Below are 17,596 nucleotides of genomic sequence, written 5' to 3'. Positions count from 1 at the left end.
CCTTATTAGCCCTTAATCACCTTAACCGCACCAAGATACTTACCATTGAGGTATGCTGTGAGTATGTAAATCCCTTTCTGCAAATCCTGGGCCTGATATCGGTACACAAACGACGTTAGGGTTGCATTTTCGCTCATTTGCCAAACCACTGATCCGGAAATGGATGTAAGTTTTAGGGTGATTTGACCTGCTTCGGGTAGTATTACCCTTAGGTCAAAGTATTCGTTGAACGGATTGGGTATTGCTGAGATCATAATTGGGTTAGGCTCGTCCTTGCATACCCCGGGCAGGTTAGCATCAAGCCAAAGCAACCGGCTGGACACGAAATTTTTCAGGTAGTTGACCTCTTGCTCGTACGTACTTCCAACAAATGCATTAGGCCAAACCCACACACCAAGGGAGTTGAAGGTATTGTAGTTTCGTATTCTGGCATCTTGTATTAGCGTTGTCATGCTGTCGATAATGGCATGTACACCGGTACGGGTTAGTAATCCACTACTTTTAAGCTCTTCCCATCGGCATCGAGCCATATTGTTGAACTTATCGTCGGTGGTAAACTTATCCCACCAAAAGGGAGGTTGGTAGTAATCGTCGGTGCTAATCGATTTGAAAACCCAACCCTGTGGCGAGTCGCCACTGTAATAGTTGGCATTGCCAAAGGTAAGGTCGTAATCCCACATTGGGCCAAAGGTTAACTTTCCTCCCTTACTATCCTTATCCTTGTGCAGGAAAGTACTTATGCGGTAGGCATCAATGTTTTTCGTTAATTCATTAACCAAAAAGTAATCAACAGCCGATGCCATATTAACGTAGCGGTAGTAGCCAAGGAAAGGGTCGTTCCAGTACGATGAGTTTAGGGTATTCTCAAAGGTGGTGATGTAGTTGCGGATATAATTCTTTTGAACCGGTAGGATATTCTCTGGTTTAGGGTAGTGCCAAAGGAAGTTAATGGGCTTTCCGTTGTGTGTATAGGGCGATGCCCAACCGAACTCATCAAAATCACCCTTATCAATTTTAACTATGTAGCCACCAGTTAAATCATCGCCTGAAATGTCGTTTTGGGTAAGTTTAGCAATATTCACGCGGTTTTTATCGCGACGAACTTTCTCAATAAGAAGGTATAGGCCGGCATACTGTTCGTTGAGGATTAGCTCACAGAAAGCCGTTCTGGGGGCATAGCGCCCCATGCGGCTACCAATTTCGTATGCAAGAGCGTTACGAATGAGCGATTTATCGTTGTAAGGCCCGTAAAGTGCCCAGTCGTTGCCGGGGGGCATTCCCATCAGGGCAGAGTCAATGTTTTCGCCCAGTGCGTTAATTAGCTCCACATTGTAGCTTTTCTTTGGCCAGTCGTTCCAAAGCGACGATTGGCCACGGTACTCAAGATGAATAGTGCCATTGTAGGTAAAATCGTTATCGGCTATACTGTTAGGGGGGCTTTGCTTATCAACAACTTTCATGGTTGCCACTATTTCGTTGTCGGATTGAATGGCTTGGCCTTGGGTATCAATAATCACAATGGGCAAATTGCTGCTAAGCGAGGTTACGGGTGGGTTAAACCACTCCGGTGTAGGGCGATAGTAAGTGTTATTCACCGTTATACCAAACGATAAAAAAGGAATGATACTCAAATCCGATGAATTGATACCCGTGTTGTGAACCTCTATGGCCAAAACATTCAAACCGCTCCTTAGTGCGCTGCTCAGAACATCCTTTTTTATCAAAAAATCGGTGGGATTTCCACCGGTGTACATCATAGCCTCTCTATTTTCCGATGATGGTGTATCCCAGTTTACGTTTACTCCCTGTAAACCTGCCGAGCGTGCAACTTCAACTCGATTAATCCATGCAATAAAGGCATCGTCGTAATCCACACTTAGCACGGCCATTGCTATTTCATCAATATCGGAAACAATAAAGGTAGTTCTGATGCTTACCGATATGCAGCTGGGAACAACTGTGGCATCGTCGTTATCGCCGTACCCAAAGCCACCGGGCCCTTGAGGCCATTGACTATCATCAAAGCTGTGTAGTGTCCATCCTGTTGGGGTTGTGGTTTGGTTTACCCTATACCGCCAGGTATCGCTGGCAAAAATGGCTGTTTCCCAGTGATTAATGGTTTGAGAATAGGCACTCTGTACCAAAAGGAAAATTGAAAGAATAGAATTTATGCGCATTTAACAAAAACTTAACCCTCAAAAATACAAAAAGGATTAAGCCAATAGTTGCTATGAAAGAAATGATGTAGCTAAAAAATGGGAAGATAGAAACATTGTTAATGGAATGAGGAGGAATGAATCGGTATAGACAGAATATGATGGAGTTAGAGGAAGTTAGAGGAATTGTGAAAAGTGAAAAGTTAAATGTGTGATTTTAGGCGGGAATGAGGCGGAATAGGCAGAATATGATGGAGTTAGAGGAAGTTAGAGGAATAGTTAAAAGTGAACAGCTAAGGCAAAGTATTTTGAATTAACAAATTCAACCGGGCTAATAAAATAATGGACGCAGGAATATTTTTAGAGTCGGGATTGCCTCTATAAGCCAATAGAAACAAGCTATTTACATGTTTTTTTTGTGTTTCTATTCACTAATCTCTGTTTAAAAATTTTGCAATTATTCATGCTGGCAAAAGTGTGTTGTTTACTAAAAACAACAAAAGGAATAAAAGTTAAGGCTACCTTGAGGGTAGCCTTATATTTCTACAAATTCTTTACTCTTTTTAGGCTTAACAGCTTTGTAATCCAATTAGGAATTGGTTTATGTGGGTCGCGTTTATCCATATTAAGCTGTATGCCCAGGGGCTTAATGAGAGGTAGACGGTGAGTTTCAACAAATTCAATGAGAGTCCCATCGGGATCCTCAATGTATGAGAAATGACCGGCTGCTTCACCCATGTCAAAGCTCCCCTTTTCGTTGTGTTTTACATTGGAGTTTACAGTGAATGGGAACCCCTTAGCTACGCATTCATTTTCCAGGTCGTTCATGTTTTTCATGTCAAAACACAGGTGAATAAACCCTAAATCGCCCCAGAAACGGTTTTTAAATATTTTGTTGGGTTCGCGATCGAGTGCCTGAACCAGTTCTATTTCCGATTTACCAAAGAAATTGCTGAAGCTGCCTTTTCGGTTTTCGGAGTGGGTGAGTAGCATTCTACGGAAGTTTCCCTTGCCTCCGGGGAGTTCTGCTACATCATCAAAATTTCCTGATTTGTCGTATAAAACGGTATCGTATCCCAGGATATCACGGTAAACCTTAAGGGCGTTTTCAATATCGCTAACGCCAATAATTGCTCCACCAACCCCAGAAACAGGCTTTTTCTCGTCCTTGAAAATGTAGCCGTGGCTGTATATTTCAAAGAAATTACCAAATGGATCTTTAATGAAAAAATGCTCATCGCCATTTGGATTTACCGCAAGCTGGCTAACAGGAACCCCCATGTTTTCAAAGTACTCATAGGCTTTTTTTACATTGGGACATTTGATTTTTGCAGCAAAAATCCCTTTATCGCCAAGCAATACCTGAAATTCTGGCATAAGTGGAGTTCGTCCCTTATACTGCCATATTTCCAATCCACCTCCACCTTGCATGTTTAGAGCAAGGGCAGCGTGGCGCTGTTGAGGTTGCCCACCCGTATAGGGGAGCATAAGCTCAGCCACAGTATTATCCTCAAAAATTCGAATATCAAAACCCAGATGCTCCTTGTACCATTTCCATGCCTCGGAGAGGTTTGATACCCCTATCCCAACCTGTTGGATACCGTATATAATTTTCGACATAGTGTTTATGTAGGTTTGATTTTTGTTACAATTCTGAAAAAGATGCTTGGGAAAAGGCGCTTAATGTGCACCATTAAAATCTCGCTTTTACCTATAAAAACCTCAGGTTTGCGTTTCTTTATGGCTTTAATGTACTGTCGGGCACATTCCTTTGCGCTTAACCCGTTCTGCTGCCCCGGATCCATTTTGCCATGTTCTTTTCCATTCTGATCAATAGCTCTGAGCGAGATGTTTGTTTGAATACGACCGGGGTAGGCAATGGTAACAGAAATGTTGTGGGGTTTCATTTCCGCACGGAGGGTTTCAAAGAAACCCTGAATGGCGTGTTTTGCTGCTGCATACGAGGACCTCAATGGAAAACCGAATTTACCCGAAATGCTGCTTGTGGCTGCTATAAAACCCTCACCTGCCTCAATCATTCCTGGAAGAACCGTTTTAGTGAGTATTACGTAGGAGAAGAAATCTATCTCCATAATTTTACGGTCGATTTCTACAGGTGTGTCTTTCACAAGTGAACGTTGGCTTATGCCACCGTTATTGATTAGCAGGTATATCTGACCATAAGTATTAATAATGGTTTCAGCAGTGTTTTTTACCTCCAGGGGACTGGAAAGGTCAAAAGGATATTCCTGGCAGAACGAGGTGAACTCACGGCACTCATCGGCCACATGGCTTAACTCCTGGGCATCGTTCGACGAGATAATCAGATGAGCCCCTTCTTCAGCGAGTTGTAAAGCCAATTCCTTTCCTATGCCCGATGAGGCACCAGTTATCCAAACAAGTCGGTTTTTAAATGAAATCATCAAACATCAAATTATTCTTTGAGCTTGTGTATGCCCAAAAATTTTGATGTCAAATGTAACACTTTTTTACAAAGTTAATTCTGAGAACCTAGTATTCTTTCCGTGAGGTTTCCTTACCGTTTTCGTCATAAATGATCCAGGTACCGCTTTTTTCGCCATTGGTATAGGTCATATCGTATCGGAGAGTGCCGCTATCGTCCCAAACATACCATTTCCCATGTTTTTTACCCTTCACAAAGTTTGCTTCGGAAACCTTTATGCCCATTTCGTTCCATTTCTCCCATCGGCCATTCTTTTCACCAAGGCTGTAGGTCCTAATTTCCTGAATTTTTCCGGTTGGGTAGAATAGTTTCATTTCGCCATCGGGTAGTCCGTTGGTGATTAAGGCTTCAACTTTAATGTTTCCATTGTCATAATAGGAGGTGTAGCGACCGGAATACAATTTCCCGTTACTATCATAATATCTACCCTCGCGTTCAACAACATTGGTTTGGGCAAAGTTAACCAGCGAAGTTAATGAGATGAGTAACGCTAAAAATAATTTCATAATGTGCATTTTAGACTTATTTTACGAAAATTACTTCAAAAAAGGTGCAAAAAAACTTCCCGAATATCGGGAAGTTTATTGATTTTATGAAATAAAAGCACTAGTAATTGGTATTAACAGGATCCCAGTTGGTCCATCCCTGAGCCCAGTTTTGGGTTCCAAAAGCACCGCGGAAAGTAACTGTCTCAAATCCTGTGAGTCCGGTAAACGAAGCACCGGTTAATGCAGGTGAACCGCTTTGTGGCATAGCGTTTACATTCCCCCAGTTCCAGGCATTCGTAAGTTGAAGTTCGGTGTTTTCAGCATAAAGGGTATTGTTACCTGCATTAAACATGGTTTCGTATTGCGCCTGTGTTAAGCTTGTTCCATCGGTTTTGGCATTAAAGTTCTTTACCATACCAGCCATTAAACAATTTTTGATTTCGGGACCACTGGCAGCATTGTATAGTTCCATCGATGGTCCTTCAAGAGAAATACCAGTATTAAAACCAGCTATAATGGAGTTGTATAGGTTCAAACGGGTATTACGGCGTAACCTTAAGCCGAATTTATGGTTGGGATTTACGTTGGCTTGTGTTTTAGTGGCATAAGGGCCAAGAATTGTAATGTTGCTAAACTTTGCTGAAGTAAGAGGACTATTTGATGAACCGTTAGCATCGTTATCCGATTCAAAACCGTTGGAAGCATCGCTCTTATCGGCTTCTTCCGGACCACGAAGTATTAAAGCGAACTGCACATTACCGCTGAAACCATTATCGGTATCAAAGTCGTCGTCGCCACCGCGGTAGGAAATCAAGTATTTAGCATTTACTGTTCCGCCAAACCATTCGAATGAATCATCGCGACCGAATGAAACCTGTACATACTCAATGGTAGTTCCTCGGCCTACGCCGCCCATGGTTAAACCATTAATTTCGTTACCATTGGATACTTCATAGCCGGCAAACTCAATACGTACATACCTTAGTATACCTGAGTTATCGTTAGGGTCGGTTCCACCGTATACCGCACCGGTTCCACCTTCAATTTCTGCTTCACCCCCGGTTTGGTTAATAGGGGCTTTACCGCAAATGATTATCCCTGCCCAGTCGCCAGGTTTACGTTCTCCTGCTGGCTTATCGCTTGTGAAAACAATGGGTTTTTCAGCTGTTCCGTTTGCCACAATTCTAGCTCCACGTTCTACAATGAGGCATGCCTTTGAGTCGCTTAACCCTTTTATCAGTGTGCCTGGTTCAATGGTTAGGGTTGCTCCTGATTTAACATACACATAGCCATCGAGAATAATGGTGTCCTTTGCTTCCCAAAGGGTGTTTTGTGAAATTTCACCCGATACGGTTTTTTTGGTTCCTTTGGGGGTATCGTCGTCGTTCTTATCGCACGATGTTACCACTAAGCCTAATAGGGCTACTGCAATTAATAACAAATTACTTTTTTTCCGATTCATACAATTAGTATTTAAAGGTTAGTTTATTTCTTTTTCACAATCCAAAAGTATCCAGCAAATCGAACTTTAACGTTAAGGTGAGCTTAGCTTTACATTAGCAGTTTGTTACATTAAGGTTAAGGTGAAAAAAAAAGAGCCGGATTAGGGCATCCGACTCTGGTTTAGTATGTTATGTTAACTACTAAATTCTACTCAACTGTGTTTAACTCAATCTTTACCTCCTTTGAACTTTTTTTCACCTCAACCTCAGCAGGTGCATACGATATCAAACTAACACATAATTTTACCTTAGGCTGAGTGAGGTTTATTGTAAAGTTACCCTCAAAATCGGTATAAACAACTGTATTCTCATCAAGCTTAACCGCTACACCGGCCAGAGCCTCGCCTGTTGTTTTATCGACTACCTTTCCACTAATGGTGCTAACCATGTTGGAAGTAGCTTCAGCCGATTCCTTTTTAGCATCTTCGTTAGCAGCTATAAGGTTTAGTGCCAACATGCTAACTATTAAAACTGACAGTATTTTTTTCATTGCTTTATGGTTTTCTCATTTAACTACTGCAAAGTAAATACTCCAATATTGCCTCATTATTACCCTAAAATGATTTGTATGTTAAGTTTATGTAAATTGTATAAATCATGCTGGGAAAAAGAAAAGCCGGATGTTAAAACTAATCTAAACATCCGGCACTGGTGATTAAAACCTACACTAAAACCTAAGATTGGCACCAAGGGAAAATGTTATACCCTGCTCGTATAGTTTGTTGTTCATAATCAAATCGTTGTTGTTTGAACCTATGAAAGGCTGGTATGTGTTATACTTTTGGTTTAAAAGATTTTTTACGCCTGCTTTAATTTCAACCTTTTTACCAAACTCTTTCGATACTGTTATGTCAACTAAATGTTGGTGCTTTTCGTAGTAATCAGGAATATCCTGGTCCTGGTTCTGGAAAGGAATTCCAACCGCCAGAATTCTATCACCTATAACATTGTACTGCACGGAAACGCTTAGGTTGTTTTTATCGTTCTGGTAGAAAATACCAGCATTAACCACGTATGGGGATTGGCCCTGCATGGGTCTATTCCTGAAAATACTTCCTTCAGGGAAAATAACCTTACTATGTATATACGACGCATTCAAGACCATGTAAAAATCTTTAAGCATTGGAATGGCTTGCAGGGACTTGCGAAGGTCAACTTCTACACCAAAGCTATAGGCCCCTTCAGCATTATTGTATGTGAAGAGGGGTCGAGCGCCAGCTGGTTTAAATACAAGTTCAATTGGGCCATTAAACTTTTTATAAAAAAGCCCTACTGAAAAGGTTTCGCCGGTATTGGGATAAAGTTCCCAGCGTAAGTCGTAGTTATGAATGAGGCAGTTCTTAAGGTTTGTGTTCCCCACAAATTCAGCTTCATCGGTAAAGTTATAGAAGTAGAATGGGGCAATTTCGCGGTATTCAGGACGGTTTATAGAGATACCTGCTGCCAGCCTGATAAGGTTTTTTTCGTTAAAGTTATAGGTAATATTTGCTGATGGGAAAATATCAATGCCATCATCCTCAACTTTAACTGGCCTACCGTAACGGTCGTAACTGTTCAGTATCTGGTTCATCCTTTCCGCCCTAAGTCCCCCATAAAATGATAATTTTTTGGTAATATTTGTGTTAAGGGCTATGTATGCTGATCCCAAAATGGATGAAACGTTGTATGAGTCTGATTTTGAGGTTGACTCTCTGAGCAAAAACCCATCGGGGCTTGTATTGATGTTTTCCACACTAAAAATCTGATCGATAGGTAACCAAACCGATTCGGTGTACGATGAATTTTTGGCAAATCCCAGAATGCGTGCGTCAAAACTGCGTGCCTTAAATTCCCCGTAAGTACCGGTTTTTAGGGTAGGTTCCCAATTCCCTATTATTAATTTTCTTTCGTAGTTGACTCCTAAACTGGCAATATGCTCAACAAGCTTCATGTAAACCCTACCCGCATCGCTTACTGAGGGGGTAATCCCAACTGATGCATAATACTCATTGTAGTGCGGAATAAGGGGTTCATCCTGCAGGGTAGTGCGGAGCTGCTTCAGGTCAGGCTCGTTCCTGTATGAAAGAGCATAGCCTGTAACCCAATCTAATTTATTCTTTTGATTGTCGCCCCAGCGGTGCTCTCCACCAAGCTGGGTTGAGTAGGTTGTTCGGTTTTGAAAGTTATCCTGGTAGGAACGAATGGTAAATCCTTCATGCCCATTTAGCCCATTTCGGATTATTGCATTGCTTTTACCAATTAGGTTAAAAAGGTTACGAAATTCAATTTTACTCCCTTTACCAGTGAAAAACGACCAGTTGTGAAGCAAGCCAATTTTTACTTTTCGGGTAAATATGCTATCGGTGTAGTTATGGTTAAAGGGAGGGGTCTGGCCAGGCTCTAACTGCACCTGGTATTCACTATGATTGACTTCCTCAGTCTCAAAGGTGTTGCTATAGGAAAGTGAAGTAATGTTACCCAAGCGTTTATTCCCTTTCTGCCATTTTCTTCCAAAGGAAAGGTTGAACTTTTGGTCAGGTACTGCTTGTACACTTTGGGGCGCCCAACTGGTGTTTAATTTCTGCCCTAATCCTGCTAGCTGTGAGTTTGTTAAGCCTTTAAGTGTTGATGGAAAGTCGGCAGGTAAATTCCTTGTACCGTCATCAAAGCCCAGCCAATCGGTTTTGCTTTTGGTTATCTGTTTAAAATTGCCATAGCTTGTGCTAGTGTTGAATCCAGTTGCATAACCAATGCTAAGAAAGTTTTCATCGGGCATATTTTTCGTAGAGATTTTAATAAACCCACCCGTAAAGTCCGCTGGTAGTTCTGGCGAAGGGCTTTTGTAAATCACCATGTTGTCAATCATGGCACTTGGAATAACATCGAAGGAAAAAGCTTTTTGATCGGCTTCGCTGGAGGGAGTTGAAGCATTGTTTATCCAGGCGTTGTTATAACGCTGGTTTAGGCCTCGCACCACAACAAACCTGTCGTCAATAATTGAAACTCCGGGGACACGGCGTATAACCTCCGATGCATCGCGATCCTGAGAACGGGTAATTTGCTGTGCCGATATTCCGCTTGCCACAGTAAGACTTGCCTTTATGGTGCTTAACATGGCAACCTCAGTGTTTGTTTTACGTGCGGCTGTTACAGTAACCCCTTCAATAGCAGTAGTTATTTCTTCAAGCTCAACTTTTACTACTGTACTTTTATTAGGTTCAACTTTAATGTTATTCAAAATTACGGGTTGGTAGGAGATAAAAGAAACCAGAACATTGTAAGTTCCCGGATTAAGATTTGTCAAGGTAAACCTACCATCAAAATCGGTAATTGTACCGGTAGTGGTACCCTCAATTATTACATTGGCACCCACAAGGGTCTCGTTGTGCGACCTGTCGTAAACCACACCTTCAATTGATCCTTTTTGTGCCCAGGCCTCAAAAACAACAAAAAAACCTGAAAGCAAAAGCAATATAATCTTATTATTAGTATTCACCATAGTTTGTTTAGTATTTCCTACTTTTTTTACAGCTACAAAGTAAGCCACATTAAATGGCATAGATTTTAATTCCACGTTACCGTTTTGTTAATCTAACCCTAACCCCTTTTGTATAAAAGTTAACTTTGAGTTAACTTTAAACACATGCTAAGCTTTTTATATTTGTAAAATCAAAAATTTAAAGGAATGAATGTATCACGGTATAGAATCCTGATTGTTGATGATGAACCCGACATTGTAGAGTTCCTTAGCTATAACCTTAAAAAGGAGGGGTTTCAGATTCAAACTGCCTCCAATGGCCGTGAGGCCATCGAAAGGGCTATCGATTTCCGACCACACCTAATACTCCTTGACGTAATGATGCCAGACATGGATGGAATTGAAACCTGTGAACAGTTTCGTAAACAGCCATCAACTTCAAATACTTTAATTGCTTTCCTTACAGCGCGCAGCGAGGACTACAGCCAAATTGCAGGATTCGATGCTGGGGGCGACGATTACATCACCAAGCCAATTAAGCCCAAAGTGTTGATAAGCAGAATAAAGGCTTTACTAAAACGAAGCGGCACCCTCATTGATGATGCTGAAAGCCCTGATACTATACCAGCCGAAGGAATTTATATAGATAAGGAACGCTATTCCGTTTATGTTAATGGGAATGAGCTATCGCTCCCAAAAAAGGAGTTTGAGCTACTTGCTTTGCTTTACAGCAAACCCCAAAAGGTTTTCACCCGCGATGAAATTTACCAGGCCGTTTGGGGCGACGACATTGTGGTTGGCGATAGAACTATTGATGTTCATATCCGCAAGCTACGCGAAAAACTTGGTGACGACTACATTAAAACTGTAAAGGGGGTTGGTTACAAGTTTACTTCGTAAATCAGGTTGATGTTGTATATTATTTGCCCAAAAAATGTAAAATTACCCTAAAACCAAGTGGAGTATTGTTTGTAAAGATATATTTTGAAAAAATATTTTTTTTAATTTGATAGTTCAATTTTTGTAACCATTAATATGCAAATAGCAATTTGGAAACCCGAGTATAGTGTTGGTGTTAAAAGTATTGATGAGGATCACCAAAAACTCTTCGATTTACTCAACCTCCTTTTTGAGTCAATGACAAAGGGAAAAGGAAAAGAAATATTAAATGATATTATTTCAGAGCTGGAAAGGTATGCTGTTTTTCATTTTGGGAGAGAGGAGTCGTATTTTAGGGTAACTAACTACCCGTTTGCTCTTCAGCATATTAAGGAGCATCAGTACTTCAAGCAGAAAGTAGCAGAGCTTAAAAAGGATGTTGCGTCAAACAAAGGTATGGTTGCTCCAGATGTACTTGGTTTCCTGAGCGATTGGTTAAAGAATCACATTGCCAAAAGCGATAAGGCCTACGAAGATCATTTAAAGAAACACGGTGTAGTCTAGTAAATACAATTTATTTCCATTTTAAAACGGTTGACACAGGTTTTATGGTCTTGAATTAATTGTAGTTCAATCCACAAAACCTGTGTCATTTCTATTATAATGATATAATGATATTATTTCTTAGCATTATAAAATGAACAACTACTCGATATTGTTTAGAATAAAGTCCCGTTGAGCTTTCAGGATGTTAATTGTATGTAAAAGCAGGTTCTTAATCTCATTGAGTAGGCCTAAGTAAAGCACGCTATTGCGAGTTCCTGTTTCACCCTGTTTAATACGTTTTACCTGTTTCTTGCGTATTTTGTTAAGATCTTCAAGTATATCCTGCTGCTTTTTGATAGCATCGGGAACGCGGGTGTAATCGTTCTGCTTAATCATTTCCAGAATATCATCGAAAAGATCCGAAAGCTGGTTGCTCAAATCCTTCAGCTCAGCAGCCTGCTCACGGGTTAACCCCTTATGTTGGTTTTCAACATGCTGTAAGCTGGGGCGAGAGACAAACTCCAGGGAGTGGGCAAGTTCACGCAGGTAATCAATTACCTGAACGTAGTAATGACCAGTTTCAATTGAGTCGGCTTCAAGCTGCTTGAGTACATAGTATACGTTATACTTTAACTTTTTGGCTTCCATGTTCAGGGCCTCCACCTCCTCGTTTACCTCCTTAAGCTGCCGGCGGTTCTCAGTTGTTAGCCCATCAATGGTTCTATTGTAAACCTTTATTGACTGTTTTAGGTATTTACGTAATTCATTGGTGCAACGGTTTACAATACTAACTTCATCAACTATTTCCTCGTCAGCCAATTGCTTGGTCTTTTTCTTATGCAACACGTGTGATTTAATTAGTAGACCAATAGCTATAGCCAGTAAAATTATAAGTGCGGGTGCTTTGCCAAAGTAAAGTGCGGTAGCTATTCCAAAAGCAATTGTAAAGGTTACAAAGGCAGTAAAGAACCATCCTGCAATAACTGTAATTACTCCTGTAATACGATAAACTGCGCTTTCGCGACCCCAGGCTTTATCGCTCAGCGATGTTCCCATAGCAACCATAAAGGTTACGTAGGTGGTTGAAAGAGGGAGCTTTAGTGCAGTAGCCGAACTGATTAGTATACTTGCCATTACAAGGTTAACGGAGGCTCTTACTAAATCGAACGATGGGGCATCCTTTGGGTTAGAGTATCGGGGTGCTTTTGTGGTATCGAACTGCTTAGCCACAAATTTCCTGATAAAACGGGGGGTAACTTTATCGACATGCTCTGCAAACCGACGGGCTATTCGCACAATTATTCTTGAAAGCTGTGTACTTCCAAACCGCTCCATACCAGCATCCTGACGGGCTAAGCCCACTTCGGTATCGGTAACTGTTCTTGCTTTGCGCGATGTCCAAAGGGTAATTACCATTATTAAGCCTGAAATGAATAGGTACATAGAGTTAGTGCTTACCTCACCAGCTAATTCAGTCATCCTCAGTGCTTCGGGTGCAATTTCTGGGTTTGCTGCATGTATTTGGTAAGCTTTTAACCCAGCCATCGAAACACCAATAAAGTTCACAAGGTCGTTCCCGGCAAACGATAATGCTAAGGCAAAAGTACCCATAAGTACAATAAACCTTAGTACATTCATTTTGAACAGGCTAATTAGAAGTTGGAATACTACTATCCAAACTAAAAAGCTGTAAAGTATTATGCTAAATGAATGATCTGATATATAGTTTATGGTTTCCTTGGAAATTAAGGTAGTATCTTTTACGCCTTTCATTACTATAAAATAGAAGATGGCTGTCATGGCAATACCACCCCATATTCCACCAACAAATTTCAGGTTTTTCTGGTAGTTAAAGCTGAAAAGTAGTCGTGCAATGAACTGAACAACCATTCCGACTACAAAGGCAACAACCACTGAGCTCAATATCCCCGAAATAATTGCTAGGGCTTTACCACTATTTATGTAATTTCCTAGGTTTGAAATGGTTTCACCCTCGGTATTCATTATCTTGAAAATGGAAACAGCAACTGCCGAACCTAAAAGCTCAAACACAAGGGAAACTGTGGTTGAGGTGGGTAGTCCAAAGGTATTAAAGAAGTCGAGAACAATAACATCGGTAATCATTACGGCAAGGAAAATAACCATCATCTCTGTAAAGTAGAAGTTTTCCGGCCGGAATACGCCCTTTCGGGCAACTTCCATCATACCGCTTGAAAATATTGAACCTACTAATACCCCTGCCGAAGCAACCAACAGAATCCAATGCCTTTTGGCAACTTTTGACCCTATGGCTGAGTTAAGGAAATTAACAGCATCGTTTGCCACACCTACCATCAGGTCCGATGCAGCCAGTAGAAAAAGGATACCTACAATAAATAAATAGTATGTTTCCATTGTATTATAGTTTGACGCGCAAAATTACCCTTTCAAATGCTTGGTTTCTTAAATGTCCTATTACTTTTAGGTTAACCCAATGTTAAGTTAATGTTAAGTGGGTTAAAAATCAAATTGATTTTCTTTTTCTAAACGATACTGGAATCACATCGCCATTGTTCATGGTGATTAATGATGAAGGGAATCGGGAAATCTTTTCAATATGCCGTTGATTTACCAAATGCGATTGATGACAACGTAAAAATCCGCACTCGTTAAGCATTTCGTCAAACTCCTTGAGAGTTCGGTTTACCCGTACTTGGTTGCCATCCACAAGGTAAAAAATGGTAGCATTGTTATCGGATTCGCATCGAACAATTTCTGACGTGTTAACAATATAGGTACCATCGGAGTTCCTGAGGGCAAGTAGCTTATCCTTTTTCCCAATATTCCTGGTGTTTTCAATAAGGGCATTAAGGCGCTCCTGTTGCTTATCGTTCAGGGCTTGGGCTAGGGCAATATCTACAGCTTTAACAAGATCATCGGGGTCTACAGGCTTTAGAAGATAGTCTACAGCGCTAAACTTAAAGGCTTTGACTGCATATTCCTGATAGGCGGAAATTATTATCACCTTAAAAGGTATATTTTCAAACATCTTCAGTAGGTCAAACCCATGTCCATCGGTTAGCTGCATGTCGAGGAATACAATATCGGGGCATTGGGTTTTTATTAAATCGTAGGCGCTTTTTATGCTTTCAGCTTTACCTATTACGGTTATAGATGGGTAATATACATTAAGCATTCGGGTTAGTGATTCCCGCGCATGTATCTCGTCGTCAACTATAACTGCTTTTACCATTACTTTAGGGGTATTACAATTTGGGCTATAGTTCCCGAGGCATTCCCGCTTAAGGTCGATTTATCGGTAATGTTTAGTTTGATTCCCGAATTTCCTAGCTTTTTGAGGTTTTTAATACGTTCCTTGGTTATTTCGGTAGCTAACGACCTGTACTGTTTCCCTTTACTCTCCTGAACTTCGCGCGATTTTTCAATTCCTATACCGTTGTCTTCCACTTCAATAACCAGTTGCTTTGGCTTAGTTAGGGTATAGCGAATCTCTATTTTACCTGCCCAGTTAATGCCCGACAAGCCATGCTCAATGGCATTTTCAATGAGCGGTTGCGCAAGCATAGGTGGGATTAGCGTTGCATCCGGGTCAATTTGTTCTGCAACGGTTATGGTATAGTCGAACCTTCCTTCAAACCTTAGCTTCTGTAAGTCGAGGTAAAGCTTTAGGGTGGCAATTTCTCTCTCTAAGCTACACAGCTCACAACGGGAGTTTTCAAGGATTAGGCGGGTAAGCTTTGCAAAGCTTGCGAGATACTTGCTGGCGGTATGGGGTTCGTTGCGGAAAATATAGCTTTGAATGGCTGTTAAGGAGTTGAATACAAAATGCGGATTCATTTGCGAGAGCAAAACTTGCTGTTCGTATCTTAAAATCCGCTCTTTTAGCCTTTTTCTGCTGGTAATAAGGTAGATTATGGCAATGGCAAACACCACGGAATGAATAACAAGCAGGGTTACTTGTGGAGTGGAAGATATGAACATGATGCACAATTGTTTGATGCAAATATATGTTTTTTGGTTAAACCATTAAGCCGCAATTCAATCGAAAAGAATAAATTTGCACCCAATTGCTTTTCATGAAAAGGGTCATTTCAATAATACTATTGGGGCTGGGTGTGGGGATGATGTTGGTTCATTCGCTTGTTCCGCATCACCACCACAATGGCGAGGTTTGCTTTGCTGAGGCTGCTCAGGTGTGTTGCCAGCATAGCAATGGTAACCATCACGATTCCTCCCATAACCATTCCCACGATCAGTCATGCAACCTTTTAAATGACCTTACCCAGGCCGAAAAGTTTAGGGTTATTGATATTTCGCAGGTAATCTCAAATCTTAACGTTGTTAAGGATTTTTTTGCTAATCTAAACAGATGTATCGATACTGCCGTAAGGCTGGAACTTTCACAAAGAATCTACATTTCTGGTATTTCTAATACCTGGCAGATTCCAATTATTAGCTGCCACACATTAAGGGCTCCCCCTTTCTAAATCGATTTAGCTGATTTGTATTCATGGTTAGTATAGCTAACCATTGTTTAAGTTTTAACTTTTGGATAATAATTAATTCGAATTGGAATGGTTAAAAATTATTTACTAATAGCCCTTGCTACATTTATTTTTACTGCTTGTAATGATACTCAAAGGCAGCAAAGTCAAAACCATGAAGGGCATTCGCATGAACAAGCTGAACATGCCGAAGAGGAAGTTGCGCACTTTACAGCTTATACTGATAGCCTTGAGATATACATAGTTGGCAACCCAATAATCGCCGGCAAGGAGGTTGAGCTTACCGCTCACGTAACAGGGATGAAGAGTTTCAAACCTGTAAAGGTTGATTCATTAATGCTTAACGTAACAGCCGAAGGTAAAACGTATTCCTTTACAGCTTTAAATGCAGGTAACGATGGAATTTACAGGCTCAAAGTACAATTTGATGTAAACGGTAAGGCCGATGCTTCAATTGAAATGGTAATAAATGGCATTAAAGGATTTTACCGGTTGGGGCAGTTTACTATTTACCATTGCGAACACGATTGGGCAGACTCGCCCCAGCATAACCATACATCAAACACTATCAAATTTACAAAGGAGCAGGCTTGGGCTGTTGATTTTGCTACTGAAATAGTTACCCAACAGCCAATTGGGCAGGTTGTAAAAACTACCGGCATGGTTCTGCCGGCACAGGCTGACGAGATGGTTTTGGTGGCAGGTATTTCGGGAGTAGTGAGCTATACCCAAAAATCTGTTTTACCCGGAATGCAGGTTCGTAAGTCGGAGGTTTTGCTTAGCTTAATTTCCAGGGGCATGGCCGACGATAACTTTGCATTACGCTATGCCGAGGCTAAAAGTAGGTATGAGCTTGCCAAGTCCGCTTACGAGCGTCAAAAAGCTTTGGCAGCTGAGCAGGTTATTTCCACTGCTGAATTCCAAAAGGCAAAAAGCGACTACGAGGTAGCACTTGCAGCGTTTAAGGCCTTTGAAAACGGATATTCAGCCGAGGGTCAACAAATTGTAAGCCCTGCAAATGCTGAGGTTCTGAAGGTGTTTGTATCAAATGGCGATTACGTAAACGCAGGTCAGCCTTTAGTAAAGCTGAGTAAACTATCAGTTTCAAGTATACAGTGCTACGTTCAGCCCCGTTTCCTGAATTTACTAAGCTCAATTTCCGATGCAAATATTAAGGTAAGCTCTTCCGGCATGGTCGTAAACCTTAAATCATCAGGAGGCAGGTTAGCTGCAGTAGGCAGAACAATATCATCGGAAAACCATTTAATTCCGGTTGTTCTGGAATTGCCCAATGTTGAGGTATTGCCAGTAGGCGAAGTGGTTGATGTTTACCTGCTTTGCCAACCCAAGGGCAACTCCCTTACTGTTCCGGTTTCAGCCCTCCTGGAGGAGCAGGGTAACCATTTTGTGATGGTGCAGCTCACCCCGGAAACTTTCATTAAACGCGAGGTGAAGCTAGGTGTTACCGATGGTTCAAGGGTTGAGGTTTTATCGGGCTTGCAACCTGGTAATCGGATTGTAACTCGGGGTGCCGTGTATGTAAAGATGGCACAAAGTTCGGGTGCGCTCGATGCTCACTCGGGTCATGTTCACTAAAAC

14 protein-coding genes are annotated in these 17,596 nt (G+C 41.2%); 4 read left to right on the top strand and 10 right to left on the bottom strand.

Annotated elements, in window-relative coordinates; translation table 11 throughout:
* Positions 1 to 5: 5 nt before the first annotated feature.
* The 7 genes from WHS63_RS09580 to WHS63_RS09550 form a co-directional block, all read right to left on the bottom strand.
* Positions 6 to 2,177 (bottom strand): CotH kinase family protein, encoded by a 2,172-nt coding sequence (locus WHS63_RS09580; protein WP_445204919.1) that lies wholly within the window; start codon positions 2,175 to 2,177, stop codon positions 6 to 8.
* Between the two features lie 522 nt (positions 2,178 to 2,699).
* Positions 2,700 to 3,776 carry a VOC family protein gene (locus WHS63_RS09575; RefSeq protein WP_445204918.1) on the bottom strand — a complete coding sequence of 359 codons (1,077 nt, stop codon included), beginning with the start codon at positions 3,774 to 3,776 and terminating at the stop codon, positions 2,700 to 2,702.
* Between the two features lie 5 nt (positions 3,777 to 3,781).
* Positions 3,782 to 4,579 (bottom strand): SDR family oxidoreductase, encoded by a 798-nt coding sequence (locus WHS63_RS09570; RefSeq protein WP_445204917.1) that lies wholly within the window; start codon positions 4,577 to 4,579, stop codon positions 3,782 to 3,784.
* Between the two features lie 88 nt (positions 4,580 to 4,667).
* Positions 4,668 to 5,126: a toxin-antitoxin system YwqK family antitoxin gene (locus WHS63_RS09565; RefSeq protein ID WP_445204916.1), complete on the bottom strand. Its 459-nt coding sequence runs from the start codon at positions 5,124 to 5,126 to the stop codon at positions 4,668 to 4,670.
* Positions 5,127 to 5,226: 100 nt separating this feature from the next.
* On the bottom strand, positions 5,227 to 6,570 hold the full coding sequence (locus tag WHS63_RS09560) for a hypothetical protein (RefSeq protein ID WP_445204915.1): 1,344 nt from the start codon (positions 6,568 to 6,570) through the stop codon (positions 5,227 to 5,229).
* 188 nt (positions 6,571 to 6,758) lie between these two features.
* Entirely contained in the window at positions 6,759 to 7,100 is a 342-nt protein-coding gene (locus WHS63_RS09555) for a carboxypeptidase-like regulatory domain-containing protein (protein WP_445204914.1), read from the bottom strand.
* Between the two features lie 177 nt (positions 7,101 to 7,277).
* Positions 7,278 to 10,088 (bottom strand): carboxypeptidase-like regulatory domain-containing protein, encoded by a 2,811-nt coding sequence (locus WHS63_RS09550; RefSeq protein ID WP_445204913.1) that lies wholly within the window; start codon positions 10,086 to 10,088, stop codon positions 7,278 to 7,280.
* A 186-nt stretch (positions 10,089 to 10,274) separates the two neighbouring features.
* Here WHS63_RS09550 and WHS63_RS09545 point away from each other — a divergent pair, with 186 nt between their 5' ends.
* Entirely contained in the window at positions 10,275 to 10,967 is a 693-nt protein-coding gene (locus WHS63_RS09545; RefSeq protein WP_445204912.1) for a response regulator transcription factor, read from the top strand.
* Positions 10,968 to 11,102: 135 nt separating this feature from the next.
* Entirely contained in the window at positions 11,103 to 11,510 is a 408-nt protein-coding gene (locus tag WHS63_RS09540) for a bacteriohemerythrin (protein ID WP_445204911.1), read from the top strand.
* A 141-nt stretch (positions 11,511 to 11,651) separates the two neighbouring features.
* Here WHS63_RS09540 and WHS63_RS09535 read toward each other — a convergent pair whose 3' ends face one another.
* The 3 genes from WHS63_RS09535 to WHS63_RS09525 form a co-directional block, all read right to left on the bottom strand.
* Positions 11,652 to 13,886 carry an inorganic phosphate transporter gene (locus WHS63_RS09535; protein ID WP_445204910.1) on the bottom strand — a complete coding sequence of 745 codons (2,235 nt, stop codon included), beginning with the start codon at positions 13,884 to 13,886 and terminating at the stop codon, positions 11,652 to 11,654.
* Positions 13,887 to 13,995: 109 nt separating this feature from the next.
* Complete coding sequence (locus tag WHS63_RS09530; protein WP_445204909.1) at positions 13,996 to 14,724, bottom strand: LytR/AlgR family response regulator transcription factor; 729 nt, start codon at positions 14,722 to 14,724, stop codon at positions 13,996 to 13,998.
* Positions 14,724 to 15,473 carry a sensor histidine kinase gene (locus WHS63_RS09525; protein WP_445204908.1) on the bottom strand — a complete coding sequence of 250 codons (750 nt, stop codon included), beginning with the start codon at positions 15,471 to 15,473 and terminating at the stop codon, positions 14,724 to 14,726. Before WHS63_RS09525 ends, WHS63_RS09530 begins: the two co-directional genes overlap by 1 nt.
* A gap of 95 nt (positions 15,474 to 15,568) precedes the next feature.
* On the opposite strand from WHS63_RS09525, the gene WHS63_RS09520 reads away from it, so the two are divergent.
* Entirely contained in the window at positions 15,569 to 15,979 is a 411-nt protein-coding gene (locus tag WHS63_RS09520) for a DUF6769 family protein (RefSeq protein WP_445204907.1), read from the top strand.
* Positions 15,980 to 16,066: 87 nt separating this feature from the next.
* A complete protein-coding gene (locus WHS63_RS09515) occupies positions 16,067 to 17,593 on the top strand; it encodes an efflux RND transporter periplasmic adaptor subunit (RefSeq protein ID WP_445204906.1) in 1,527 nt (508 codons plus the stop codon).
* Positions 17,594 to 17,596: the final 3 nt, after the last annotated feature.

Origin of the sequence: Tenuifilum sp. (assembly GCF_037481895.1) — a bacterium.
GTDB lineage: Bacteria > Bacteroidota > Bacteroidia > Bacteroidales > Tenuifilaceae > Tenuifilum > Tenuifilum osseticum.
This window is presented reverse-complemented; position numbering and strand designations above follow the sequence as displayed.